This is a genomic window from Actinoplanes sp. CA-142083 (assembly GCF_050942195.1).
GTDB lineage: Bacteria > Actinomycetota > Actinomycetes > Mycobacteriales > Micromonosporaceae > Actinoplanes.
On sequence record NZ_CP192076.1, the window covers coordinates 10,609,476 to 10,634,895 of the forward strand.

At 70.2% G+C, this 25,420-nt stretch carries 20 protein-coding genes and 2 pseudogenes; 10 read left to right on the top strand and 12 right to left on the bottom strand.

Going from position 1 to position 25,420, the window contains the following annotated elements:
* Positions 1 to 2: 2 nt before the first annotated feature.
* The 8 genes from ACQPZX_RS49090 to ACQPZX_RS49125 form a co-directional block, all read right to left on the bottom strand.
* The gene (locus ACQPZX_RS49090; RefSeq protein ID WP_433372254.1) at positions 3 to 1,622 is read right to left on the bottom strand and encodes a DUF4153 domain-containing protein; all 1,620 of its coding nucleotides are present in this window, start codon (positions 1,620 to 1,622) and stop codon (positions 3 to 5) included.
* Between the two features lie 66 nt (positions 1,623 to 1,688).
* A complete protein-coding gene (locus ACQPZX_RS49095; protein ID WP_433372257.1) occupies positions 1,689 to 2,705 on the bottom strand; it encodes a HAMP domain-containing sensor histidine kinase in 1,017 nt (338 codons plus the stop codon).
* The gene (locus ACQPZX_RS49100) at positions 2,702 to 3,391 is read right to left on the bottom strand and encodes a response regulator transcription factor (protein ID WP_433372260.1); all 690 of its coding nucleotides are present in this window, start codon (positions 3,389 to 3,391) and stop codon (positions 2,702 to 2,704) included. The genes ACQPZX_RS49095 and ACQPZX_RS49100 overlap by 4 nt, the downstream gene beginning before the upstream one ends.
* Before the next feature lie 487 nt (positions 3,392 to 3,878).
* Positions 3,879 to 4,034, bottom strand: coding sequence for a hypothetical protein (locus tag ACQPZX_RS49105; RefSeq protein WP_433372263.1), 156 nt, complete (start codon positions 4,032 to 4,034; stop codon positions 3,879 to 3,881).
* A 65-nt stretch (positions 4,035 to 4,099) separates the two neighbouring features.
* A complete protein-coding gene (locus ACQPZX_RS49110) occupies positions 4,100 to 4,843 on the bottom strand; it encodes a LytR/AlgR family response regulator transcription factor (protein ID WP_433372266.1) in 744 nt (247 codons plus the stop codon).
* Entirely contained in the window at positions 4,840 to 6,033 is a 1,194-nt protein-coding gene (locus ACQPZX_RS49115) for a sensor histidine kinase (protein ID WP_433372269.1), read from the bottom strand. Before ACQPZX_RS49115 ends, ACQPZX_RS49110 begins: the two co-directional genes overlap by 4 nt.
* A gap of 86 nt (positions 6,034 to 6,119) precedes the next feature.
* Entirely contained in the window at positions 6,120 to 7,709 is a 1,590-nt protein-coding gene (locus tag ACQPZX_RS49120; RefSeq protein ID WP_433372272.1) for a sugar transferase, read from the bottom strand.
* Between the two features lie 181 nt (positions 7,710 to 7,890).
* Positions 7,891 to 8,751 carry an Fpg/Nei family DNA glycosylase gene (locus ACQPZX_RS49125; RefSeq protein WP_433372274.1) on the bottom strand — a complete coding sequence of 287 codons (861 nt, stop codon included), beginning with the start codon at positions 8,749 to 8,751 and terminating at the stop codon, positions 7,891 to 7,893.
* A 25-nt stretch (positions 8,752 to 8,776) separates the two neighbouring features.
* On the opposite strand from ACQPZX_RS49125, the gene ACQPZX_RS49130 reads away from it, so the two are divergent.
* The 4 genes and pseudogenes from ACQPZX_RS49130 (at position 8,777) to ACQPZX_RS49145 (ending at position 14,842) form a co-directional block, all read left to right on the top strand.
* A complete protein-coding gene (locus ACQPZX_RS49130; protein WP_433372277.1) occupies positions 8,777 to 9,952 on the top strand; it encodes a glycosyltransferase family 4 protein in 1,176 nt (391 codons plus the stop codon).
* 30 nt (positions 9,953 to 9,982) lie between these two features.
* Positions 9,983 to 11,524 (top strand): arylsulfotransferase family protein, encoded by a 1,542-nt coding sequence (locus ACQPZX_RS49135; protein WP_433372280.1) that lies wholly within the window; start codon positions 9,983 to 9,985, stop codon positions 11,522 to 11,524.
* 220 nt (positions 11,525 to 11,744) lie between these two features.
* A pseudogene (locus ACQPZX_RS49140) lies at positions 11,745 to 12,847 on the top strand (IS30 family transposase).
* Positions 12,848 to 13,249: 402 nt separating this feature from the next.
* A complete protein-coding gene (locus ACQPZX_RS49145; protein WP_433366032.1) occupies positions 13,250 to 14,842 on the top strand; it encodes a transposase in 1,593 nt (530 codons plus the stop codon).
* 407 nt (positions 14,843 to 15,249) lie between these two features.
* Here the strand turns inward: ACQPZX_RS49145 and ACQPZX_RS49150 are convergent, their stop codons facing one another.
* From ACQPZX_RS49150 to ACQPZX_RS49160, 3 genes are all read right to left on the bottom strand, one after another.
* The gene (locus ACQPZX_RS49150; protein WP_433372282.1) at positions 15,250 to 15,918 is read right to left on the bottom strand and encodes a CDP-alcohol phosphatidyltransferase family protein; all 669 of its coding nucleotides are present in this window, start codon (positions 15,916 to 15,918) and stop codon (positions 15,250 to 15,252) included.
* 94 nt (positions 15,919 to 16,012) lie between these two features.
* Positions 16,013 to 17,077, bottom strand: coding sequence for an iron-containing alcohol dehydrogenase family protein (locus tag ACQPZX_RS49155; protein ID WP_433372284.1), 1,065 nt, complete (start codon positions 17,075 to 17,077; stop codon positions 16,013 to 16,015).
* Positions 17,065 to 17,796 carry a sugar phosphate nucleotidyltransferase gene (locus ACQPZX_RS49160; protein WP_433372287.1) on the bottom strand — a complete coding sequence of 244 codons (732 nt, stop codon included), beginning with the start codon at positions 17,794 to 17,796 and terminating at the stop codon, positions 17,065 to 17,067. Before ACQPZX_RS49160 ends, ACQPZX_RS49155 begins: the two co-directional genes overlap by 13 nt.
* 116 nt (positions 17,797 to 17,912) lie before the next feature.
* On the opposite strand from ACQPZX_RS49160, the gene ACQPZX_RS49165 reads away from it, so the two are divergent.
* The 3 genes from ACQPZX_RS49165 (at position 17,913) to eccB (ending at position 21,644) form a co-directional block, all read left to right on the top strand.
* Complete coding sequence (locus ACQPZX_RS49165; protein WP_433372290.1) at positions 17,913 to 19,007, top strand: PLP-dependent aminotransferase family protein; 1,095 nt, start codon at positions 17,913 to 17,915, stop codon at positions 19,005 to 19,007.
* A gap of 108 nt (positions 19,008 to 19,115) precedes the next feature.
* The gene (locus tag ACQPZX_RS49170; RefSeq protein ID WP_433372292.1) at positions 19,116 to 20,240 is read left to right on the top strand and encodes a magnesium and cobalt transport protein CorA; all 1,125 of its coding nucleotides are present in this window, start codon (positions 19,116 to 19,118) and stop codon (positions 20,238 to 20,240) included.
* Positions 20,241 to 20,249: 9 nt separating this feature from the next.
* Positions 20,250 to 21,644 (top strand): type VII secretion protein EccB, encoded by a 1,395-nt coding sequence (gene eccB, locus ACQPZX_RS49175; protein ID WP_433372295.1) that lies wholly within the window; start codon positions 20,250 to 20,252, stop codon positions 21,642 to 21,644.
* A 58-nt stretch (positions 21,645 to 21,702) separates the two neighbouring features.
* On the opposite strand, the gene ACQPZX_RS49180 is transcribed toward eccB, so the two are convergent.
* Positions 21,703 to 22,260, bottom strand: a complete 558-nt coding sequence (locus ACQPZX_RS49180; RefSeq protein ID WP_433372298.1) for a hypothetical protein — start codon at positions 22,258 to 22,260, stop codon at positions 21,703 to 21,705.
* A 204-nt stretch (positions 22,261 to 22,464) separates the two neighbouring features.
* Here ACQPZX_RS49180 and ACQPZX_RS49185 point away from each other — a divergent pair, with 204 nt between their 5' ends.
* From ACQPZX_RS49185 to ACQPZX_RS49195, 3 genes and pseudogenes are all read left to right on the top strand, one after another.
* Positions 22,465 to 22,998 (top strand): peptidylprolyl isomerase, encoded by a 534-nt coding sequence (locus ACQPZX_RS49185; protein ID WP_433372301.1) that lies wholly within the window; start codon positions 22,465 to 22,467, stop codon positions 22,996 to 22,998.
* Positions 22,999 to 23,014: 16 nt separating this feature from the next.
* Positions 23,015 to 23,926, top strand: a complete 912-nt coding sequence (locus ACQPZX_RS49190; RefSeq protein ID WP_433372303.1) for a rhomboid family intramembrane serine protease — start codon at positions 23,015 to 23,017, stop codon at positions 23,924 to 23,926.
* 285 nt (positions 23,927 to 24,211) lie between these two features.
* A pseudogene (locus tag ACQPZX_RS49195) lies at positions 24,212 to 25,281 on the top strand (IS110 family transposase).
* The last annotated feature ends 139 nt before the right edge of the window (positions 25,282 to 25,420 follow it).

Consider the following 25,420-nt stretch of genomic DNA (forward strand, 5'->3'; position numbering starts at 1 on the left):
ATCTAGGGCCGGCAGTTGGTCGAGGCACCCGCTTTATTGGCTTGCGGATCCGCCGCGATGATCTCGCGCGCTCGCTCGCGTCCCAGGTTCCAGTCGCGCCAGTCGTCCGGGTGCGTGCGGAGCGCGAAGCTCATCCGGCCGAGCACGCAGGCCCGTCGTTGCGGGTCGAGGCCGTCCAGCCCCGGCGCCGCGTCCGGCGAGAGGTTGCCCAGGTAGAGGAGGTCGACCGTCCGGCTCTGCTTGATGTTGTGCTCGGCGATCACCCGGTCCGGGTTCGCGGCGGCCAGACCGAGCAGCGCCAGCACCCCCGCGGCGATGGCGACCCTCGGCAACCAAAGACCTTTCATCCGTACGCCGGCGGCCAGCACCAGCAGCAGGACCAGCCCGAACCAGGCTTCGCAGCAGGCCACCAGCAACCGCAGCCGGGTGAGGCCGTACGTGTCGGCGTACAGGTACATCCGGTGCAGCGCCGAGCCCACGATGATCAGGGTGAGGACCGCGAGCGCCCCGAGGACCACCCGGATCAGCGTGCGGTCGGCGGGTGCGGTGCGCGGCGCCCAGCGGGCCGCGCCGGCCAGCACGGCGAGGGTGAGCGCGGTGACGACGGAGAGCTGCCAGAAGCCGCTGCGGGCATATTCCGCGTACGTGAGCCCGTCGGTCTCCAGGACGTGCCGGTTGCCGCCGAACAGCACGGCGAGCTGCACCGCGACGAAGCCGGCGAAGAGCATTACGAGCAGGCCGAGCGGGAACGCCCATTCGAAGCGCCGGACCTTGCGGGCCTCGGCAGCGTCCAGATCGGACAAGTTGGGCGGCCCGGCGTGCAGGAACGCCGCGCCGCCGAGCGCGAACACCGCCACGGCGAAGACGAGGATCCAGCGGGACACGGTGGGAGCGCTGATCCGCGGCGCGAGGCTGCCGATCGCCTGGGCGAAGGCGGCGTCGGCCGAGGCGAACAGCGCGCCGAAGACAACGAGCAGCGCGATCGAGACCGCGACGGTGGCCGCCACCCGCACGTTCGCGGCGGACTCGGCCGGCTTGCGCAGACGGGCGGTGCCGCGAGCCAGCCAGGACAGCGAGCGGAACGCGGCGAAGACCGGCATCGTGTAGCCGACCGCGATGCTGCGCATCGAGCGCCCGCCGGTGAGGGCGAGCGCGCCGGTCAGCGTCGCGGTCGCGAGGCAGAGCAGGAACAGCCATCCGGCCGCGCGGACGGTGCCGACCCCGAGCAGGGCCACGGTGGCGGCGCCCCACGCGTACGCGTCGGCGCCGAGGCGCATCGGCGGGCGGACGACCAGCGGGGCCGGCGCGCCCGGGAGCGGCCGGACCGGCACGGCGCCGGCCACGATCAGCGCGACCGTGCCGGCCAGCGCGGTGACGAGCCAGCCGACACCGGCCCGGTCGAGCGGCAGGCTGACCGCGGCGACCACGCCGGCGGCCGCGATGGCGACGGCGGTGACCGCGCCGGCCGGGCGGCTGGCCCCCGACCAGTAGCGTCCCCAGGGCGCGAGGGACGGCCACGGCCCGTGCACATTCAACGGCTGGCCGGGCGGCCGTTGAGGAGGCGGCGCCAGCGTGCCCGGCCCGGCTGGTCGGCCGTACGCCTGGATCTTGGGATTTTCCATAGGTAGATATCTCCATATTCCGGGCATAGAGGGGTACGAAAAGCCTGCTTCGGACAGGTTTTTAGATCAGGCGGCCTGAAGTGGCAGCGTCACGTGGATGTGGCAGCCGCGGCGGTCGCGGTCCGGGTCGACCACGGCGATCGTGCCGCGGTGCAGCTGGACCACCCAGCGGGCGATCGCCAGCCCCAGCCCGGTGCCGCCGCTGGCCGAGCGCTCGCCACGGGTGAACCGCTCGAAGACACGGTCGCGCTCGGCCGGCGGAATGCCGACCCCGTCGTCGGCGACCGCGAGCAGCAGGTGGTCGTCGCGACGCTCGGCGCGCACCAGCACGGTTCCGCCGGGCGGGCTGTGCCGGACCGCGTTGTCCAGCAGGTTCGCGAAGACCTGATGCAGCCGCTCCCGGTCGCCGGGCACGACCACGGCCGGCGCGTTGATCTCGAAGTGCACCTCGCGGCCGGCGCCGGCCGCGTTGACCCGGGCCTCCGCGACCACGTCGTCGAGGAAGGCGGGCACGTCGATCGGGTTGCGGGCCAGCCGCGCCACCCCCGCCTCCACCCGCGACAGGTCGAGCAGCTCGGTGACCAGGCGGCCGAGACGCTCGGTCTGGGTGAGCGCGGTCTGCATCATCTCGGGTTCGGCGCTGGCCACCCCGTCGACGATGTTCTCCAGCAGCCCCTGCAGCGCCGTGATCGGCGTACGCAATTCATGCGAGACGTTCGCGATCAGCTCGCGCCGCTGCCGGTCGGCCGCCTGCAGGTCGGCCGCCATCTGGTTGAACGCCTCGGCCAGCTGGCCCACCTCGTCCTGCGAGGTGGCCCGCACCCGCCGGCTGTAGTCGCCGCGCGCCATCGCCCGCGCCGCCGTGGTCATCTCGCGCAGCGGCGAGGTCATGCCGTGCGCGAGGAACTGCAGCGTGGTCAGCGCGACGACGATCGCGGTGACGGACGTCCAGAGCGGGAACCAGCCGAGCCAGAGCGTGAACCAGGCCATCCCGGCCGCGCCCGCCCCGATCAGGATCATGCCGATCTTGATTTTGATGGACCGCACCGGATCGAGCGGCCGGGGCAGCGGCAGCCGGATCATCGCTCCACCTCCAGGGCATAGCCGACGCCGTGCACCGTGCGGATCAGATCGGGCCCGAGCTTACGGCGTAGCCCCTTGATGTGGCTGTCCACCGTCCGGGTGCCGGACGCGTCCGCCCACCCCCACACGTCGGCGAGCAGCCGCTCCCGCGGCAGCACCGTACGCGGATGCGCCGCCAGATGGACGAGCAGGTCGAACTCGGTCGGCGTCAGGTGCGCCTCGACCCCGCCGCGCAGCACCCGCCGCTCGGCCTGGTTGATCTCGAGGTCGCCGAACCGCAGCGTCGGCGGCGCGGCCGGCGCCGGCGCGCTCTTGGCCGCCCGCCGCAGCAGCGCGTGCACCCGGGCCGCGAGCTCCCGCATCGAGAACGGCTTGGCCATGTAGTCGTCGGCCCCGACCGCCAGCCCCACCAGCAGGTCGGTCTCGTCGTCGCGGGCGGTGAGCATGAGGATCGGCACCGGCCGCTCGGCCTGGATGCGGCGGCACACCTCGAGCCCGTCGAACCCGGGAAGCATCACGTCGAGCACGATCGCGTCCGGCTGCACCCGGCGCGCGGCGTCCACCGCCGACGGCCCGTCCACGGCCACCTCCACCGCGAACCCTTCGGCCCGCAGCCGAGCCGTCACGGCGTCGGCGATGGTCCGCTCGTCCTCCACGACGAGCACCCGCCGCTGCGCTGTGTCCACGCCGCCACCTCCCGGTTCGCCCCCACCAGCATCTAACCGGGCGTGGGCAAGGCCGCCGGTGCGCCCCCGTGGCTCACCGGCCTGGCCTTCGGTCGAGGAGCCTAGAGATCACCCGTGCAGACAGGGCGGTGAGTTTGTGAACGACCTGTGGAGATGCCTCCTTCGGAGGGCAGCCTGTGGATAACCCTGTGGAGAAACCTGCGGGCCTGTGGACAACGCTGTGGACGTACGTGACGGCCGACACCCCCACGAAGGCGGCGCAGATCCGGTAGCGTCCTCGCTCGTTCAATATCTACGGGGAGATCTTGACGTGAAGATGCACCTTCGCGCCCACGGCATGGCCCTGCTTGCTGCCGGCGCGCTGACCACCGGCCAGCCCGATCGCCCGGGTTGGGGCCGCCTGCCCGAGCCAAGAAACCCGCATCCACGCGTACGGCCACTGCGGGGCGCCCGCGTCAACCGGGCCCGCGGTCGCTGACGCGTTCCTTCAGCAGCCGTACGCCGTAATCACGTCGGCGTTGCTCAGCGCCGACCTGTTCCCGGCCGCGTCGACCGCTCGCGCCGTGACCGTCTGAGCTCCCGGCCGCGTGAAGTGCAGGCTGGTGCTCCACACGGCAGAGTTCAGCCCGTTGTCGGCGATCACACCGAGGCGAACCCCAGCTAGGTGCCCCGGCGACTCTAAAGTCAACGGCATGCGCGCGGTCGGCCTCAGCGGGTCCAGTCGTGTTTGGCGGCTCTGATGAGCTTGTCCTTGAGCTCCCTGGTGTGCCGCCTGCTAACCGGCAGCTCGACGCCATCAACGGCCACCACATAGCCCGAGCCGGTCAGGCGCAGCTCGGCGATCAGCCGGATCTGCACCAGATAGGACCGGTGAATGCGGACGAACCCGGCATCCGCCCACCGATCGGCCAGCGTCGCCAGGGAGACCCGCACGAGGTGTGAGGCGTCGGAAGTGTGCAGGCGGGCGTAATCTCCCTGCGCCTCCACCCACCGAACCGATGAGCGCGGCAGCATCCGCGTCGTCCCGGCCAGCTCGACCGGGATCGCCGGCTCGTCCATCGGGGCAGCGGGCGCCGTCGTCGGCACCGGACGCGAGCCGGCCACCCGGCGCAGGGACTCGCCGAGCCGCTCGGCCCGCACGGGCTTGCGCACGTAGTCGGTCACGCCGAGGTCGAACGCGTCGACCGCGCCGTCGTCGTACGCCGTCACGAAGACGATCGCCGGCGGCCGGGCGAAGCGCCGCAGGATGCGGGCCAGCTCCATCCCGTCCAGGCCCGGCATGCGGATGTCCAGGAACACCGCGTCCACCTCGGTGTCGCGCAGCACCCGCAGCGCCTCGGTGGCGTCGCCCGCCCGGTGCACGTGCGCGACCCGCACGTCCGCGTTCAGCAGGTAGGCCAGCTCGTCGAGCGCGGGCGGCTCGTCGTCCACAGCCAGGACAACCAGGCTCACGCTCGTACCCCCGGATGGAATTTCGGCACCCGCATGCTCACCTTCGTACCCGCGCCGGGCGCGGTTTCCACCACGAGCCCGAAGTGGTCGCCGAAGACCGAGCGCAACCGCTCGTCCACGTTGGTGAGGCCGACGTGCTGGCCGTCGTCGGTTTCCGGCAGGCCGGGCGCGAAGACCGCCGGGTCCATCCCGACGCCGTCGTCCTCGACCGTGATGTGGCATTCGGCGCCCGCGTCACGAGCTTCGATGCTCACCATACCGACGCCCGGCTTGCGGGACAGTCCGTGGCGTACGGCGTTCTCCACGAGCGGCTGCAGGCACAGAAAGGGCAGTCCGACCGGCAGCACCTCGGGCGCGATCTGCAGGCGTACCTGGAGGCGGTCGCCGAAGCGGGCCCGCTCGATGGTCAGGTAGCGGTCGATCGAGCGCAGTTCCTCGGCGAGCGTCGTGAACTCGCCGTGCGCCCGGAACGAGTAGCGGGTGAACTCGGCGAACTCGAGGATCAGCTCGCGGGCCCGCTCGGGGTCGGTACGCACGAACGACGCGATCGCGGTGAGCGCGTTGTAGATGAAATGCGGGCTGATCTGGGCTCGGAGGGCACGCACCTCGGCGCGGGCCAGCCGCTCGCGGGACGAGTCGAGCTCGGCCAGCGCGATCTGTGACCCGGCCCAGCGGGCGGCCTCGGCGGTGGCCTGCACGAGCCCGGGCACCGGCTGGTCGTCGGCGATCGCGACCAGCGCGGCGGTGGCACGGCCGTCGGGGCCGGCCAGCGGCGCCACGACCGCGCCGCGCACCACGCAGTCGACCCGGTCGCAGGGCAGGTCGCCGGCGGTGAGCACGACCGAGCGGTGGGTGGTCAGCGCCCGCCGGGCGGCGGCGGTGAACTGCGCGCTGTGGTGGCTGCCGCTGCCGTCGAAGGCGAGGCACCGCTCGCCGTCGTCGATGGTCAGGCCGACCGCGCCGACCAGCGAGCGCAGGTGCCGGATGGCCTTGCCGGCGCTGGCCGTGGTGAGGCCGCCCCGCAGCGGCTCGGCGGCCAGCGCGGCCGTGTGCAGCACGTCGTAGGTGGCCCGCTGCATGGCGGTGGCGATGCCGCGGCGGGCGCGCAGCCGGACGACAGCGACCACCGCGGCGGCCAAGCCGGCGAGCACCGCGATGACCGCTAGGACGCTGCCCACCTGTCCGGCCATGCGCAGATGGTAGGGGCTGCTGGGATTACCGGCCGGTAACAACCCGTCCGGCACAGCCAGGAGTGGCGCAGCAACTGCCCCTACAGCTAGTAGGCACCCTTGCGCTTGAGCACGACCCAGATCGTCCGCCAGAGAATGCCGAGGTCGTACGTCAGGGACCAGTTGTCCACGTAGTAGAGGTCCAGGCGTACGGCCTCGTCCCAGGAGAGATCCGAGCGGCCGGACACCTGCCACAGGCCGGTCATGCCGGGGCGAACGAGCAGCCGCCGCCGGACGTCGCCGAGGTAGTCGCCGTCCTCGGCCGGCAGCGGCCGCGGGCCGACCAGGGACATCTCGCCCTTGAGCACGTTGATCAGCTGAGGCAGCTCGTCCATCGAGCTGTTACGAAGCTTGGCCCCGAACGAGAAGATCCGCGGGTCCTGCTTCATCTTGAACATCATGCCGTCGGACTCGTTGAGCTCCTCCAGCGTCGCCTTGCGCTCCTCGGCGTCCACGTACATGGTGCGGAACTTCCACACCCGGAACGTGCGGCCCTCGTGGCCGACCCGAGGCTGCCGGAAGAAGACCGGGCCGGGGTCGGAGAGGCGGATGCCGATCGCGATCAACAGCAGGAACGGGCTGAGGAACAGCAGGCCGATGCCGGCCGCGACCCGGTCCAGGAGGTTCTTCACGAGCCAGCCGGGCCCCGAGAGGGTCGGCTCCTCGACGTGCAGCAGCGGCAGGCCCTCGATCGGGCGGATGTGCACCCGGGGACCGGCGATGTCGGTCAGCTGCGGCGCCACCACCAGGTCGACGCCGGTGCCCTCGAGCTGCCAGGCCAGGCGGCGCAGCTCGCCGGGCTCGGCGCTGGCCGAGCCGCACACCGCGATCGTGTCGGCGCCCACCTCGCGCACCAGCGAGAGCACGTCCCGCGCCGCGTAGACCGGAACCGGGGTCTCGATGCCGCGGGCCGCCGCGAAGCCGTCGGTCAGGTGGATGGCGACCGGGATCAGGCCGGCCGCCGGGCTGCGGGTGACCGCCGTGTAGACCTCGAGCGCCTCGGGCAGCGTGCCGACCAGGATCATCCGGTGGGCGCCGTGCCCGGTCCGGCGGCGCGCGAAATGCAGCACCTGCCGGGCCAGCACCCGCCCGAGCAGCAGGAACAGCACCGCGCTGACCGAGACGAGGGCGACCGTGCCACGGGAGAGCTGAGTCTTGGTGGCGAACGCGAGCAGCGACACGCAGGCCACGACGGTGACCGAGCAGCGCACGATGCGCTTGAACTCCTCGCTGCCCAGTCCCAGGTAGCGCCGGTCGTAGGTGCCGTTGGCCCAGAGGAAGATCAGCCAGCCGAGCGGCAGCACCACGTAGGCGAAGAAATAAAACAGCTGCGCGTCGTGCAGGAAGAGCCAGTCGCGGTTGCGGAAACCGGTCTTCGCCTTCTCCAGCGAGGTCGCGGCGAGATAGCTCGCCGACAAGATCGAGATCAAATCCAAAAAGACCAGGACCATCGTGTACGGCCGGTGCCAGCGCGAAAGGCGCTTGTGGGTCCGGTTCCACGCTGATCGCGGTACGCCATTGCTCGGCGGCTGCTCTTGCTGCCACTCGAAGCTGTCGTACGGCACGGGTTTGCTCCGGCTGCTGTCGGTAACCGGGCGATGCAGGCTGGTCGTCACGTCGCCTACGTCCTCCCGCATCCGGAAAAGATTACGCACCGCCACGATCCTTCGGGTCTCGGCCGCCGTGACCGTCGCCCTGCCGCACCGCGAAGGTTGCCTGGGACCGGGCCACTATACCGATGGAAACCGGGTAAGCGAGCGTACGTCGCGGGGGCTATACCGCTCCGAGTTGTTCGAACACGCAGGGTTATGAAGGGCGCTATCGAATCAGCTTGGAGAGACGGCGGTCTGCCAGGGGTTTGCCGCCCGTCTGGCATGTGGCGCAGTACTGCAGGCTCTTGTCGGCGAAGGCCACCTCACGCACCGTGTCGCCGCAGACGGGACAAGGCAGGCCGGTGCGCGCGTGCACCCGCATGCCGGCGCGCTTCTCGCCCTTAAGCTCGGCCGCCTTCTGACCCACCGAACGGGCCACCGCGTCGGTCTCGACCTCACGCATCGACGTGTACAGAGCGTGCATCTGCTCGTCGGTGATCTTCCCGGTGAGTGCGAAGGGGGACATCTTGGCCACGTGCAGGATCTCGTCGGAGTACGCGTTGCCGATGCCGGCCAGCACCTCCTGATCGACGAGCACGCCCTTGATCTGGCCGTTGCGCGAGCGAACACGCTCGGCGAACTCCTCCTCGGACACGGCCAGCGCGTCGGGACCCAGCCGCGACACGCCCGGCACCTCGGCCGGGTCGCGCACCAGGTAGGCCGCCAGCGACTTCTGGGTGCCGGCCTCGGTCAGGTCGAAGCCGGAGCCGTCGTCGAGCCGCATCCGCAGCGCGATCGGCCCGCTGCCGGGCTTGAGCGGCGCCGGCGACTTGAACGAGTCGCGGTAGTGCAGCCAGCCCGCCCGCGCCAGGTGAACCACCAGATGCAGGTCGTCGCCGAGGCCTATATCCAGGAACTTTCCGTGCCGGCCGGCGTCGCGGACCTTCATCCCGGCGACGGCGGAGGCGGGCGGATCGTACGTCTTCAGCGCGCTGAACGAGGACACCTCGAGGCGCTGCACGGTGTGGCCGACCGCGCGCTCACGCAGATAGGCCGCGAGCGCCTCGACCTCAGGGAGTTCGGGCACGCCCTCAAAGGTAGCGTTTCCTGCCGTGAAGGTGGTCGTCGCGCACAACCGGTACCGGGAAGCCATCCCCTCCGGCGAGAACGTCATCGTGGACACCGAGATCGCGCAGCTGCGCGCGGCCGGTGCCGAGGTGCTGCCGTTCCAGCGCAGCTCCGACTCGATCGGCGAGCTCCCGGCCGTACAGAAAGCGCTTTTGCCTCTGTCGCCCATCTACGGCCGTGCCGCTCAGCAGGACCTCTCGCGGCTGCTGGCGGCCGAACGGCCGGATGTGCTGCACCTGCACAACCCCTACCCGTTGCTGTCGCCCTGGGTGATCCGCACGGCGCACGCTCACGGCGTCCCGGTGGTGCAGACGGTGCACAACTACCGCCAGGTCTGCTCCTCGGGGCTGTACTTCCGGGACGGGCACAACTGCCAGGACTGCCGGGGCAAGCTGCTGGGCTGGCCGGCGGTCAAGCACCGCTGCTACCGCGGCTCGGCGGCGCAGAGCGCGCTGATGGCCACCACGCTGGCGGTGCACCGGCCCACCTGGCGCTCGGTCGACCGGTTCATCGCGCTGACCGACCGGATCGCGGCGCACCTGCGCGACTACGGCATCCCCGACGAGCGGATCGTGGTCAAACCCAACGGTCTTCCCGATCCGGGCGAGCCCTCCGCGCTGGGTGAGGGTTTCGTGTACGGCGCCAGATTGTCCCCGGAGAAGGGTCTGGCGCTACTGCTGGACGCGTGGCGGCGGCATCCGGACGGCTCGCTGGGCCCGCTGCGGATCGCCGGGGACGGGGAGCTGCGGCCGCTGGCCGAGCAGGCCGCGGCCGAGCGGGAGGACGTCACCTTCCTCGGCGTGCTCGACCGCGACCAGATGAACGAGGTCCGGCGCGAGTCGGCCGTCGTGATCGCGCCGCCAACCTGGAACGACGTGCTGCCGACGGTGATCCTGGAGGCGATGGCGAACGGCCGGCCGGTGCTGGGCACCGCGGTCGGCGGCATCCCGTACCTGGTCGGCGACGAGGCCGGCTGGCTGGTGGAGCCGGAACCGGCGGCGCTGGCCGAGGCCCTGCCGGTCGCCCGCGACGAGGCCGCCGCGCGCGCAAAATCGGCCCGGGCCCGTTACCTGCGCGACTTCCACCCCGACGTGCTCACCGCGCGGCTCCTGGACATATACCGGGAAGTTTCAGCGAACTTTGACCATACGCCGAGATAGATTTCGGCCGGCCCGGGGAATGCTTGGCCCGTGACGGAAACTTCTCGCGTCTCCCGAAGGAACCTGCTGCTCGGCGTCGGTGGCGCCGCCCTGGTCGGCGTGGCCGGCGGCGGCCTCGGCTACGCCCTGGGACACGACAACGGCTCCGCCAAGACGGAAGGGACCGCCGGCGCGACCGAGGCCGCCCAGGCCGGCCCGCCCAAGTACCGCTCCCGCCCCGATCTGCGCACGCTGCCGGATGTCACGATCACGACCGCCGCGAACGGGACTTCCGGCGGCTACATCTGTCTCACCCCGGCCTCGGGCACCGGCCTGTGGGGGCCGCTCATGGTCGACGAGAAGGGCTCGCCGATCTGGTTCAAGAAGGTGCCCGACCCGGCCACCGTGGCGATCGACTTCAAGGTGCAGCAGTACCGCAACCAGCCGGTCCTGACCTGGTGGGAGGGCACGATCGGGGGGACCGGCGGACAGGGCGTCGGCCAGGGCGAGTTCGTGATCGCCGACCAGTCGTACCGGGAGATCACCCGGGTGCGGGCAGCCGGCTCCGAGCAGGCCGACCAGCACGACTTCGTGATCACCGCCCGCGACACGGCGCTGTTCTGGGTGTACGACCCGGTGCCGTACGACCTGACCGCGCAGGGCGGGCCGAAGGACGGCGTGCTGCACGACGGCGTGATCCAGGAGATCGACATCGCGACCGGCAAGCTGCTGTTCCAGTGGCGGGCGCACGAGCACGTCGGGCTGGACGAGTCCTACGCGCCGCTGCCGCAGGGCGACTCCGCCCACCTGCCGTACGACTTCCTGCACGCGAACTCGGTGGGACTGGCGGCCGATGGCAACATCATCATCTCGGCGCGGCACACCTGGACGACGTACAAGATCAATAAATCTTCGGGCAAGGTCATGTGGCGCCTCGGGGGCAAGAAATCCGACTTCACGATCGACGAGAAGTCCAAGTTCGCCTGGCAGCACGACTTCCGGCAGCGGCGGGACGGCACCTACAGCGTCTTCGACAACGGCGCCGGCGTCACCAAGGTCCGCGACTACTCCCGCGGCCTGGTGATGAAGCTCGACGAGGCGGCCCGCACCGCGACCTTCGTGGCCGAGTACGTCCACCCCGACAAGCTCTCGGCCCCCACCCAGGGCAGCTTCCGCGAGCTGGCCGACGGCGGCTCGTTCATCGGCTGGGGCCAGATGCCGTACTTCACCGAGCACAACGCCGACACCACCGTCCGGCTGGCCGGCCACCTGCCCCTCGACAACCAGTCCTACCGGGCCTACAAGTCCGACTGGACCGGCGTCCCCCTGGACCAGCCCGCGCTGGGCCTGCACGTCGAGAACGGCAACGTCATCGTCAGCGCGAGCTGGAACGGGACCACCAAGGTCAGCAAGTGGCGAGCCCGTTCCGGCGCCCAGCCCGGCGCCCTGAGCAACGCGCCGGTCGACGGTGACCGCACGGGCTTCGAGACGCGGCTCACGGTCCAGGGCACTCCGGAGTACGTCGTGGCGGAGGCACTGGACGCCAAGGGCACCCTGCTCGGCGCCTCCTCAGCGATCCCGGTACGCGTCTGACGTCCCTCCGGCCCGCCCTGCCCTGTGGACAACGACGCATTTTTGTCGTACCCACCTGCTCTACTCGGCCCCGCCCAGCGCCCCGGATTCCAGGGGTCGTCGCAACACCTCGTTCTGAGGGGTTTGTGTGATGGAGCAGGTGGTCCGGGATGGGTCGGTCGACTACGCCGGTCGGTCGTTGTTGCGGCGGGAGGCCTACCTTGCTCTGGTGGATCAAGGCATGGGGTTCCGGCGGGCGGCTCGGATTGTCGGGGTTTCCTATCGGCTGACTAAACGCTGGCGTAACGGGCCGAAGCCGATCAGGTCGGCCGCTGAGCGTTCGGTGCGGGGCCGGTATCTGAACGCTGACGAGCGTATCCATATCGCTGACCGCCGCCGGGAGCAGGCGTCGGTCCGGCAGATCGCCGCGGAGCTCGGCCGGGATCCGTCCACGGTCAGCCGGGAACTGCGCCGCAACGCCCATCCGGACAGCGGGAGCTACCGGCCGTATGCGGCGCAGCGGCGGGCCGAGGCCCGCCGACCCCGCCCGAAACCCCGCAAGATCGACGCTAGCCCGCAACTGCGGGCGCTGATTCAGGACGGCCTGGACCTGCGGTGGAGTCCGGAGCAGATCGTGCGACGCTTGCGCCGCGACCATCCTGACCGGCCGGAGCTGTCCGTGTGTCCTGAGACGATCTACCAGGCCCTCTACCTGCAAGGCCGCGGCGGTTTACGCCGCGAGGTCGCGGCCGCGCTGCGCACCGGGCGGGTGATGCGCCGCCCCCACCGCAGCGCAGGGCAGCGCACCCCGCGGATGGCCACCGACATGATCATGATCAGTGAGCGGCCGGCCGAGATCGAGGATCGGGCGGTGCCCGGGCACTGGGAAGGTGATCTGATCATCGGCAAGGGCAACAAGTCCGCGATCGGCACCCTGGTCGAACGGCACACCCGCTACCTCATGCTGGTGCACCTGCCGGACGGGCGACGGACCCCGGACGTGTTCCGCGACGCCTTGATCACCACGATCACCACTCTGCCCGCGCATCTGCGCCGGTCGTTGACCTGGGACCAGGGCAGCGAGATGCACCTGCACCACCAGTTCAGCCTGGCCACCGACATGAGCGTCTACTTCTGCGACCCGCATTCACCCTGGCAACGCGGCACCAACGAGAACACCAACGGCCTGCTGCGGCAGTACTTCCCGAAATCCACCGACCTAGCCGTGCACAGCCGTGAACACCTCGACGCGGTCGCGGTCCAACTCAACGGCCGGCCCCGCAAAACCCTCGGCTGGGACACCCCGCCGAACGCTTCGCTAAACTCCTCACCCAAGCCAACTGACCAGCAGTGTTGCAACGACCCCCAGAAACCGCCCGCCGGGGCGGGGGATGGCCTGTGGGCGCCGCGGAGATCAAAATCTTGCGGTGATCGAGGGTTGGGTCGGGCTTGCCATGACGCCGAGGCCGGGCGGGTGCGCCGGGTGCGCAGCTCCGGTGGGATCCCACAATGCGGCGTGTGCTCCCAACTCGCGGGATCCGGTCCCACATCCCGGCGGCGGGTCCTAGTGACTGAACGACCGGCCCACAATGTGGAAGCCTTGCCGGAAATATGCACCTATGTATACCAGTAGTTGATCGAGGGCGGCCAAGGATGACGAGTAGCCGCTCGCAGGAGCCTGTTGCTTTTTGGCTTCGGGTGGTGGCGGGTCTGGCCTGATTGATCCATGCCTGTCACCATTTACTGGTGGCGAAACGGTATCGGCCGGTGGATCGTGATCAGGTGTTTCTGTTGCCGCCGTCGATGATGGATTGGCTGCCCGCGGATCATCTGGTGTGGTTCGTCATCGACGCGGTCGGCGAGTTGGACACGGCCGCGTTCCACGCCCGGGCCCGGCTCGGCGGGGTCGGCCGGCGTGGCTATGACCCGGAGATGCTGCTCACTCTGCTGGTGTATGCGATGGCGCACGGGGTGCGTTCGTCGCGGCAGATCGAGCGGTTGTGTCACACCGATGTCGCGTTCCGGGTCATCTGCGCGTCCGATGTGCCGGACCACACGGTCCTCGCCCGGTTCCGGCAAGACCACGAGACGGCGCTGGCTGACCTGCTGACCGCGACGCTGCTACTGGCCGCCCGCCTGGGCATGGTCCGGCTCGGGGTGGTCGCGTTCGACGGCACGAAGATCGCCGGGAACGCGGCCCGTGACGCCAACCGCAGCGAGCAGGGCTTGCGGCGCCTGGCCGAGCAGTATCTGGCCGACACCGCGGCGACCGACGCGGCCGAGGACACCGAGTTCGGCGGGGACGAGCGGGGTGATGAGCTGCCGCCGAGGCTGCGGGACCGGTCCGGGCGGGCTGCCCGGATCCGGCAGGCCCTGGCCGAGGCCGAGAAAGCGGGCGCGGCCGAGCGGGCCCGCCGGGACGCCGCCGAGCAGGCCGGCGCCGACTACGAACGCAACCTCGCCGACCCGGACCTGAGCGTGTTCGGGCCGCCGCCGAAGACCGCGGACCCGGTCGCCGCGGCCCGGGCCCGCTGGCAGCGTGAACGCGCCCGGATCCAGCGCCGCGCCGACGCCTGGCACGAACGGGCCGCACGGACCCGCGCCGCCGGGAACCAGCCCCACGGACGCCCGCCACTGCCCGCCGACCAGCACTGCCGGGTCAAAACCGCGAAAGCCGCCTACGACGCAGCAGCCGTCGACGCCGGGACCGGCGCCGCTGAGGACCCCACCACAACCGACACGCCAGGGCCACGGGTGAACCTGACCGACCCCGACTCCCGGCTACTGAAAACCCGTAACGGCTGGCTGCAGGGCTACAACTGCCAAACCGCCGTCAGCGAAGACCAGTTCTTCCTGCACGCCCAAGCCACCCAGGACGCCAACGACGTCCAGCAATTCGAACCCACCCGCACCGCCATCACCGACCTCGCCGCGCACCTGACCGCACACACCGGCCGCACCGACCTGACCATCGGCGTCATGATCGGCGACGCCGGCTACGACAGCATCAACAACCTCACCTGCCACGGCCCCGACCGGCTCATCGCCGGCACCACCAGCCGCCAACTCGGCGACCACGCCACCACCAACCCGGCCACCGGCCAGCCACCCGAACACGCCACCATCCGGCAAGCCATGAACCACCGGCTACGCACCACCGCAGGCCGCAACCTCTACAAACGCCGATCCCCACTCGTCGAAGCACCCAACAGCTGGCTCAAAGACCGCCGCGGACTCCGCCAATTCCTGCGCCGCGGCCTCACCGCCACCAACAGCGAACTCCGCTTCGCCGCCGCCGTCACCAACCTCCTACGCATCCACACCCTCACCACCGAATAACCCCAAACCCCCGGGGGCCTCCAGCCACCACCCAGGCCCAGCCCCGGGCCCGGACGTCCCGCACCGACAGCCAGCCAGCGAAAAAGCAACAGGCTCGCAGCTAACCGCTACTCATCAAGAAGCGTCGTGCGCGGAGGCCGGGCGGCTGACCGCGGCCGACGGCCCCGTCATGGCGGCCGGAGGGCGAGCCGAGGACGCGACCGAAGCGCGAACCAGCGGCCACGATGACAGCACTCCCGGTGACCACGCATCGGGCTCCGCCCTGGACAGCCGGGCCGGCCGGCGCCCGAGCGCAACGGCCGCACTCGCCGTGAGCACGCACGAATCCGGGCCACGGGCAGCCCAGACGGGCATCACCGGCCTAACCATCCGGGCTCAGCAGCATCTAGCGCGCCGTGAACCGCGGCTCAGCCGCGCAGCGCCTGGCGTGCCGTGAAGACCACGCTGGCGGCCAGGAAGCCGGCGTTGACCAGGGTGAAGAGCCCGATGAACCAGATCGTCCACTGTGGCGCGATCGTCAGCACGACGCCGGCCAGGGCGATCACGGCGCCGTAGTCGCGGACCAGCTTGACCAGCCGGACCGGCAAGGATCGGCTGGTCACCATGCTGGAGGCCTGCTCGCCGCCCTGCATCACCGAGGTGACCAGGTTGACCATCCAGGTGCCGGCGAACGCCGCCAGCAGCCAGGCGGGAGTGTCGGGCACCTGCGCGTTCGCCGTGGCGGCCAGCGCCGCGACCAGCGAGATCTGCACGGCGACGTCGCAGAGCACGTCTAGCCGGCCGCCGGCCGTGCTGGCCTGGTGAGTGACCCGGGCCAGCTGGCCGTCGGAGCAGTCGAACGCGTACGCCAACTGCCAGCCGATCAGGGCGAGCAGGCCGATCGGCCAGGCCCAGATCTCGCCGTCGGCCACCGGGCCCGCCGCGGCGATCACCACGAACGAGACCAGGCAGCCGAGACCGAGGTTGACCACGGTCAGCACCGTCGGCACCAGGCCGCGCTTGTGCGCACCGACCGCGATCCGGGCGCCGAGCCGCTGGCTCAGGGCCTCGCTGAACAGTCCGCCCCCGCGATTCACCGCGTAATAGTCGGCTGCTTTCGGCGTACCCGCAAAGTGACCGGAACCACTATCGGCGCCGCCGGACGCCGGCGGCTCGGACACAATGCCCTGATCAGGCGCGGGTTTTGACGGCTTCGGCATACTCGGCCAGCTTTCGGCTGATCTCGTCGGGCGTCATGGCGAGGTGCTCCAGGATCGTGTAGCGGTCGGGTCGCGTGCGCGGCGCGAACGAGACGGCCTCGACGAACTGCTCGCCGGTCAGGCCCACGTCCTCGGGGAGGCGGGGCAGCTGATGCCGGGCGAGGCAGTCGGCCATCTGGCCGAAGCGCCGCTCGTCGCCGCGCAGGAAGGTGCAGAACAGCGCGCCGAGGCCGGCCAGCTCGCCGTGCGAGCCGGTGCCGGGGAACAGCGAGTCGATGGCGTGCATGATCTCGTGGCAGCCGCCGCTGGCCGGCCGGCTGCTGCCGCAGACCGCCATGGCGAGGCCGCTGGAGATCAGCGACTCGGCGAGCACGGTGACGAACGCGTCGTCGCTCATGTCGCCCGGCATGGTCAGCATCGCCTCGGCGCCCATCCGGGCCAGCGACGCGGCCAGGCCGTCGACCGGCTCGCCGCGCACCTCGCGGGCGAGCTCCCAGTCGGCCAGCGCGCTGATGTTGCTGATCACGTCGCCGATGCCGCCGCGGTTGACGCGCTCGGGCCCGTTGTCGACGAAGTCGAGGTCGACGATCACGCCGAACGGGATGTGGACGCCGTAGGAGCCCTTGATCCCGTCGTTGATCAGGCTTGCCACCGGGGAGCCGATGCCGTCGTTGGCGAGGCTGGTGGCCACCGAGATCATCGGCAGGCCCCAGCGGTTGGCCGCGTACTTCGCGGTGTCGATCGTGGTGCCGCCGCCGATGCCGACGACCGCGTCGTAGTTGCGGGCGCGCAGCTTGGCGGAGAGCTCGAGCGCGGCGTCGAGGGTGCCGCCGGCGGTGGTGTAGACGTCGGCCGAGCCGAGGCTCGGACGGATCAGGTTGACCACCCGCTCACCCAGACCGGGGCCGACGACGACCGCGACGTCACCGCCCGCCGAGATCCGGCCGTCGGCGAGGATGCGGGCGAGGTCGGCGACCGCGCCGCGCCGCACGTCGAAGTGCAGCGGCGTCTGGATGGTGCGGGCTAGTAGCGGCATGCGATGTCCCGCGCCTTGGCCAGATCCTCGTGATTGTCCACCTCGACCCAGCTGACCTCGCCGATCGTCGACGCGCGGACCTCGCCGCCGCGGTTCGCGAACTCCTGGAAGCCGTCCTCGTAGTAGAGGTTGGGGTCGCGTTCCCAGGTCGCCTTGAGCGCGTCGGCGACCTTGCCGGCGGTCGACGGCTCGATGATGTTGGCGCCGATGTACTCGCCGAACGCGTCGGCGGGCTCCATCAGCTTGGTGATCCTGGTCAGCTGTCCGTTGTCGTCGAAGACGGTCTTCATCTCCTCGTCAGCCAGCTTCTTCAGGTGGTCGATGGCGAGCAGGATGCTCGGGCCGCGATCGGCCAGGAGGGTGTGCTCGACGCTCACCGGGTGCACGGTGTCGCCATTGACCATCAACGCGCCCTGCGCGAAGTGGTCACGGGCGAGCCACAGGGAGTACGCGTTGTTCCATTCCTCGGCCTTGTCGTTGTGGACGAGGCTGATCTTGACGCCGTACTTCTCCTGGAAAGCCGGCACCCGCTCCTCGACCGCGCGGGCGCAGTAACCCACCACGATCGTCACGTCGGTGAGTCCGGCCGCGGCCAGATTGCGCAGCGAGATATCCATGATCGTGGTTTCGCCGTCCACCGGGACGAGTGCCTTGGGCAGCGTGTCCGTGTAGGGACGAAGCCGGCGGCCGGCGCCGGCGGCGAGTACGAGTCCGATCATGGAGTAGTGCCTCCTATCAAGGGATGTGCCCCGCGAGGATAACCTCTTGTTTTCCGTTCGTTTACCCGGCGGAGGCGCGCGAATATTCCGTGGAGGCGGCTCGTAAGCTGAATGCCATGACCGCTGAGCAGCTGATCTCCTTCGCCCGTGGCGCTCCGTCGCTGGACATCATCGACGTCAAGGGCCTGAAGGCCGCCGCCGCACGCGCCTTCGACGCCGACCCCGCCGGCATGACCGCTTACGGCACCTCCGTCGGCTATGTCCCGTTGCGTCAGTGGATCGCGAAGAAGCACGGCGTCTCCGCCGACCAGGTCATCGTGACGAACGGCTCACTGCAGGCCGACGCCTTCCTGTTCAACCACCTCGTGCAGCCCGGCGACACGGTCGTCGTCGAAAAACCGACCTACGACCGCACCCTGCTGAGCCTGCAAAACCTGGGCGCGAAGGTGCATCAGGTGACGCTGCGCGAGGACGGCATCGACGTCGACGAGCTGCGTGGGCTGCTCGAGTCCGGCGTCCGCCCCAAGCTCGCCCACATCATCCCGAACTATCAGAACCCGGCCGGCATCACGCTCTCCGAGCAGAAGCGGCGTGACATGCTCGCCCTGGCCGTCGAGTACGGCTTCACCATCTTCGAGGACGACCCGTACGTGGACATCCGGTTCCGCGGCGACGCCCTGCCCTCGATGCTGTCGATGGACTCTGACAACGTCGTGGTCCACGCCTCCAGCTTCACCAAGACGGTGTGCCCCGGCGTCCGCGTGGGCTACCTGGTCGGCCCGGCCGCGCTGATCGACGCGATCGCCAAGAAGGCCACAAACCTCTACATCTCGCCCGGCATGGTGTCCGAGGCGATCGTCCACCAGTTCTGTGTCTCGGGCGACATCGAGCGGTCCGTCCAGACGGTCAGCACCGCCCTCGCCGAGCGCGCCTCGGTCCTGGCCGACTCGCTGCGCAAGCACATCCCCGGCGCGACCTTCACCGAGCCGGACGGCGGCTACTTCCTCTGGGTCGACCTCCCCGAGGACGTGGAGGTCGACAAGCTCTTCCCCGCCGCGATGAAGAAGGGCGTGGCTATCGTCAAGGGGACGGACTTCCTGCTCGACGGCGGGAAGAGCTCGGTTCGCCTGGCGTTCTCCGCTGTCACGGTCGACCAGATCGAAGAGGGTGTCCGACGTCTGGCCGCGGCCATCGACGAGGTACGCGCTTAGGGTTCTCGCCACGCCGGACGGGTTCGCCCGATCCCGTCCGGCGTGCCGCGTGACGTGAGCTAGCCTGCTGCGGGCCCGTCATGCGGTGCGGTTGTGGGGAGGTCTGTCATGAGCGAGCGTGAGCCCGGCACGTGGAGCCGGAACAAGCCGCTGTCACGAGCGTTCGCCGCGCCCCGGCGCGCGATGAATCGCATCTTCGCCACCCCCGGCGAGCATCTCGACGGCCCCCGCACCCGGACCACCGTCAGCTCGGTGGTCGACTGCGGGGTCTATGTGGCCGGCAAGCGCCTGGCCGGCGATTTCTCCCCCGACGAGGCGCTGCGCGAGGCCTGCTCGCACGAGGACGGCTTCGTCTGGCTGGGCCTGCACGAGCCCAGCGAGAGCGAGATGACGGCGATCGCGCAGACGTACGGGCTGCACGAGCTCGCCGTCGAGGACGCGGTCAAGGCCGAGCAGCGCCCCAAGCTGGAGAACTTCGGCTCGGTGCACTTCCTGGTCATGCGCACCGCGCGCTACGTGCCGCACAGCGAGATCACCGAGACGTCCCAGGTCGTCGAGACCGGCCAGATGATGATCTTCGTGGGCGAGCAGTTCGTGATCACCGTGCGCCACGGCGACGCGTCGGAGCTGGGCTCGGTCCGCGCCGACCTGGAGAACGGCCGGGCCGCGCTGCTCGAGCAGGGCCCCTGGGCGGTGGCGTACGCGGTGACCGACCGGGTGGTCGACCACTACGTGCTGGTCGCCGACCAGGTCGAGGCCGACCTCGACATCATCGAGGAGGGCGTGTTCTCGCGCGGCGCGGGCAGCCCGATTCAGGCCATCTACCAGATGAAGCGGGAACTGGTGGAGTTCCGCCGGGCCGTCGTGCCTCTGCAGCGGCCGCTCGCCACGATCGTCGCCATCGTGCCCAAGCGGATCGGCAAGTACTTCCGCGACGTCCAGGACCATTTGACGCGTACGGTCGAGCAGGTCTCCTCCTACGACGACCTGCTCAATTCGATCCTCCAGGCGCGGCTCGCCCAGGTCACCGTCGATCAGAACAACGACATGCGCAAGATCGCCGCGTGGGCCGGCATCGCCACGGTCTGGGCCGCCGGCGCCGGCATCTACGGCATGAACTTCACGCACATGCCCGAATTGGACTGGTTGTACGGCTATCCGGCGTGGTGGGCGATCATCCTGCTGATCTCCTTCGTCCTCTACCGGGCATTCCGCCGCAACGGCTGGCTCTAGAGTGACAGCGTGCCGTCGCGTCAGGACCAGCTGCATTCGTACCAGTACTCGCTTCAGCGGGTGGTGGCCGCGCTGGTCACGCACGACCCCGACCCGTCGCGCTCACCGCTGCGCCGGGCCGGCACGACGGCCCTGATCAGCCTGCTGATCGCGAGCCTCGCGGTGGGCGGCGCCGCGATCTACGGCCTCCTCACCGGACACAGCAATGTGGATCCCCGCAACCCCAACGTGGTGTTCCAGGAAAAGGGCACCGGCGCCCGGTTCGTCTACTTGGAGTCCGACAAGAACCTCCACCCGGTGCTGAACTACGCGTCCGGCCTGCTGCTGGCCAACGCCGAGGCGCCCGAGCTCAAGAGCATCTCGTCCGACAAGCTGGCCTCGGTGCCGCTCGGCCCCCCGCTCGGCATCCCCGACGCGCCCGACTCGCTACCGGCCAAGGACGCGCTGGTCACCGAGCGCTGGTCGATCTGCACCGACAACCGCGGTGACGAGAACACTCCCCGCAGCACGCTGCTGATCGGCGACAAGCTCACCGACGGCACGGTCTCGGCCAAGATCGGCGAGGCGCTGCTCATCCGCGAGCCCGAGGGGCGCAGCGCGCTGGTCTTCGGCAACAAGCGGTATCCGATCCCGGCCGACCAGCTGGTCGCCACGCAGCGGGTGCTCGGCTGGGCGTCCAAGGAGCCCTGGACCGTCGCCACCGCCTGGGCCAACGCGGTCCCGCTCGCGAGCGACCTGGTCGCCCCCAAGATTGCCGACATGGGCGGCCCGTCGTCGATCGACGGCTTCAAGATCGGCGACCTGATCACCGACTCCGGGCAGAACTTCGCGGTGATCCTCGCCGACGGGTCGGCCGCCATCACCGAGGTGCAGGCGAAGCTGCTGCAGACCGTCCCCGGTGTGGAGAAGCCGCAGGCGATCGGCAACGCCTTCATCCGGGTGCCGCCGTCAAAAAAGCGGGTCAGCGACGAGGGCGACCCCAACGGCCTGCCGGTGACCGTGCCCAAGCTGCACGACTCGACACCCGCCCAGGCCTGCATGACGCTGCCGGTCGACACGAAATCCGGCGACGGCCTGCGCATCGACCCCACCGTGCCGTCCGGCGTCGCGGTCAAGGCCGGCGCCGCCCCGCCCAACGCCGTGCTCGCCGATTACGTGCACATCGCGCGCGGCAAGGGCGTCCTCGCCACGGCCGCGGCTTCGCCGAGCGCGCCCGCCGGCACCGGCACGGTCAGCATCGTCACCGACACCGGGCAGAGCTTCCCGCTGGCCAACCGGTCACTGATCACCAAACTGGGGTACGGCGGGGTCAAGCTCGCCCAGATCCCGTCCGAGCTCGTCTCGATGCTGCCGCGTGGCCCCTCGCTCGACCCGGCTCGCGCCCGCCAGGCCGACGCGCAGTAGACACACCTCAGGGCGGGCCGCCTCTCGGCCTGCCCGCCCGTACGGTGTTCGGTCGCTACTACCGAGGGGTTTGCGGCGCCGAGTCCGGCACGGTGCCGTTCGGCGAGGTGAACGCCGAGGGCTCCGTCGGCTCGAACGCTGCGTCGTCGGCCCCGCCGACCTGCGACGACGAGCTGGTCGGGGCGGCCGGGTCGTACTCGTCCCACTGGCTGGCCCGACGGCGCTTGGCCATGTAGGCCGCGCCCACGCCCACGGCCGTGCCGATGAGCGCGTAGCCCAGCATCCGCGAGCCGCGGCGCTTGTCGGACCGCTTGTCGACCTTCTTACGCAGCTGCTTCGCGTACTTCTTGTTCTGCTTCGCGGCCTTTTTCGCCTGCCGCTTGCTCACCTTGCCGGTCTGCCGCACGTTGTCGGTCGCGGCGCTGACCAGCGGCGTGATCGTCGCCAGGGCGCTGTCCCAGCCGCTCGACGCGGCGTCCTTGGCCTTCACGGCCGCGGGGCGCGTCTTGTCGACCGCGGCGGCCACACGGGGGCCCACGGTCGCGCTGGTCTCCTGAGCCGCGAGCGATGCCGCGCGCTTGAAGTGGTCAACGCTCTGGCCGAGCTCGTTCTTCATCCGCCGGCTCCGGCTCCTGCGGCGCATCGTTGCGAACACCAGTGCCCACCTCCTGTGGTTCTCTCCCACCGTCATCGTGCCTTCAACTGGTACCCCGGCGTGGCCGGATCAGACACATGGGGGAGGATCCGAACTACAAAAGAAACTGTCCCATCGCCCCTACGAGGTACACCAGGGGCGACCGCGACACAGACAGGAGTACCCGTGGCCGAGAAGCTTTACGCCACCCTGCACACCAACCACGGCCCGATCCGGCTCCAGCTCTTCCCGGACCACGCCCCGGCGACCGTGCGCAACTTCGTGGAGCTCGCGGAGGGAACCAAGGACTACGTCGACCCGCGCACCGGCCAGCCCGGCAAGGGCACGCCGTACTACGACGGCACGATCTCGCACCGCGTGATCTCGGGCTTCATGGTCCAGATGGGCGACCCGACCGGCACCGGTCGCGGCGGTCCGGGCTTCAAGTTCGCCGACGAGTTCCACCCGCAGCTGTCGTTCGACCGGCCGTACCTGCTGGCCATGGCGAACGCCGGCCCCGGCACCAACGGCTCGCAGTTCTTCATCACGGTCGCGCCGACGCCGCACCTCAACCGCCGGCACACCATCTTCGGCCAGGTGGCCGACGAGGCGTCCGCCAAGGTCGTCGACTCGATCGCCACCACGAAGACCGCCGGCGGCGACCGCCCGGTCGAGGACGTCGTCATCGAGCGCGTGGAAATCGAGCGCGTCCAGGACTGAAGGTACCTTTGAATGTATGAGTGAGGCTCCCTCGACGGCTCCGGTCTGCTACCGCCATCCGTCGCGGGAGACTTACATCCGCTGCACCCGGTGTGACCGGCCGATCTGTCCCGACTGCATGCACGAGGCGTCGGTCGGCCATCAGTGCCCCGAGTGCGTCGCGGAGGGCAAGCGCAGCCAGCGTCCGGCGCGGACTGCCTTTGGGGGCAGCCGCGCCGGCCACGCCGGCTATGCGACCCGCACCCTGATCGCGATCAACGTCGCCGTGATGGTCCTGTCGGCCATCGTGGGCGGCGCGCGGGCGATCGGCGGCTCCGGCGGGTGGTTCGGCCTGCTCGGCGACCAGACCGCGGTAACCCGTTGGGGTGAGGTTCTCGGCTACGCGCCGTACACGATCGGCGGCGAGGTCCACGGCATCGCCGCCGGCGAGTGGTGGCGGCTGTTCACCGCCATGTTCCTGCACTACGGCGTGCTGCACCTGCTGCTCAACATGTGGGTGCTGTGGCAGCTCGGCCGCTATCTCGAGACCCGGCTGGGCCCGATCCGCTTCATCGGCCTCTACGTGCTGGCCGGCCTGGCCGGCAACGTGGCGGCCTACGTCTTCACCGCCCCCAACCAGCCGGCCGCCGGCGCCTCGACCGCGGTTTTCGGCCTCTTCGCCGCGGCGATCATCATCAACCGCCGGCTGAAGCTGGACATCAGCACGCTGATCCCGCTGCTGGTGGTGAACTTGCTGTTCACCTTCACGGTGCCCAACATCTCGGTGGCGGGCCACCTGGGCGGTCTGGTGGGGGGCGCGATCGTGGCGATCATCATCGCGTACGCCCCGGCGAACCGCCGAACCTTCGTCCAGGCGGCAGGTTCCGGCGCCTTCTTCCTGATCCTCCTGATAGCGGCCGTGATCCGCACCCAGGCCATCCTCGCCTGACCCGGCCCGACGCCCGCGCCCTCCCGCCCGGCCCCGCCGCACGCCAATCTTGATGACAGAGATGATGGTGGGTGAGCACCTCCCGCCGGGGTCTGACCCGCTTGATGACTGACTTCGGGTCCTTCGTAAGACTTGTCGGCTCCGGTCGGGAGGTGCTCGTGCACGTGCCGGGTCGTGGCGTTGTGACTTCATAGGAGCCTGGCCAGAGGCCCCATCTCTGTCTTGTCCATCGTTGCCCGGCCGGTGCGTGCCGCCCTGCCCACAGTCACGAACGACAGGACGACGATGCCCTCCATTACACCTGACCCGGCCCTTTTCGATGTCGTCGGCGGCGTCGACACCCACCTGGACACTCACACCGCGGCGGTCATCGACCTGGTCGGGCGGGTCCTGGGCACCGAGCAGTTCCCGGCCACGGCGGCCGGCTATCAGGCGTTGCTGGCCTGGATGCGCGGGCACGGCCGGCTGTGGCGGGTCGGCGTCGAGGGCACCGGCGTCTACGGTGCCGGGCTGGCCCGCCGGCTGCGCGCCGCGGCCGTTGAGGTGATCGAGGTCGACCGCCCGGACCGCAAGACCCGCCGGTCACAGGGCAAGTCCGACCCGATCGACGCCATCGCCGCGGCCAAGACCGCCCTGGCCGGCGAACGCACCGGCCTGCCGAAACAACGCGACGGCCAGTCGAGGCCCTGCGCCACCTGCGGCTGGCCCGGCGCAGCGCCATCGACCAGCGCGCCGACACCCAACGCCAGATCAAAGCCCTGATCGTCACCGCCGACGACCAGCTGCGCGCCCGGCTCCGCGAGCTGAGCGTCAAAGAACTGATCGGCACCTGCGCGAACCTGCGGCCGGACCGAGCCGACGCCGCCAGCCCGGCCACCGCCACCAAAATCGCCCTGCGCTCGCTGGCCCGCCGCCACCAGCACCTGACGGCCGAGATCACCGACCTGGACAGCCTGCTCAAACCCCTGGTGGCCGCGATCAACCCGGCCCTGACCGCCGCCCACGGCGTCGGCACCGACATCGCCGGTCAACTACTGGTCACCGTCGGCCAGAACCACCAGCGACTCACCAGCGAAGCCGCGTTCGCCATGCTCTGCGGCGTCGCGCCGATCCCCGCCTCGTCCGGCAAAACCCGCCGGCACCGGCTCAACCGCGGCGGCGACCGCCAAGCCAACGCCGCCCTCCACCGCGTCGCCATCGTCCGGCTCCGCAGCGACCCCAACACCCGCGCCTACGCGCAACGCCGCACCAAAGACGGCCTGTCCAAAAAAGAAATCATCCGCTGCCTCAAACGCTACATAGCCCGCGAGCTCTACCAACTCATCACCACCAACACCCACGAACCCGCCGCTTGACATCTATAGGAGCGTCTTAGCGCCCGCAGCGCGCAGCAGCTCAACGTTGATGACTTGCCGCTCGGAGCGTGCTGCAACTCATCGCTGATGACTTGGCGCTCGGAGCGTGCTGCAGCTCAACGTTGATGACTTGGCGCTC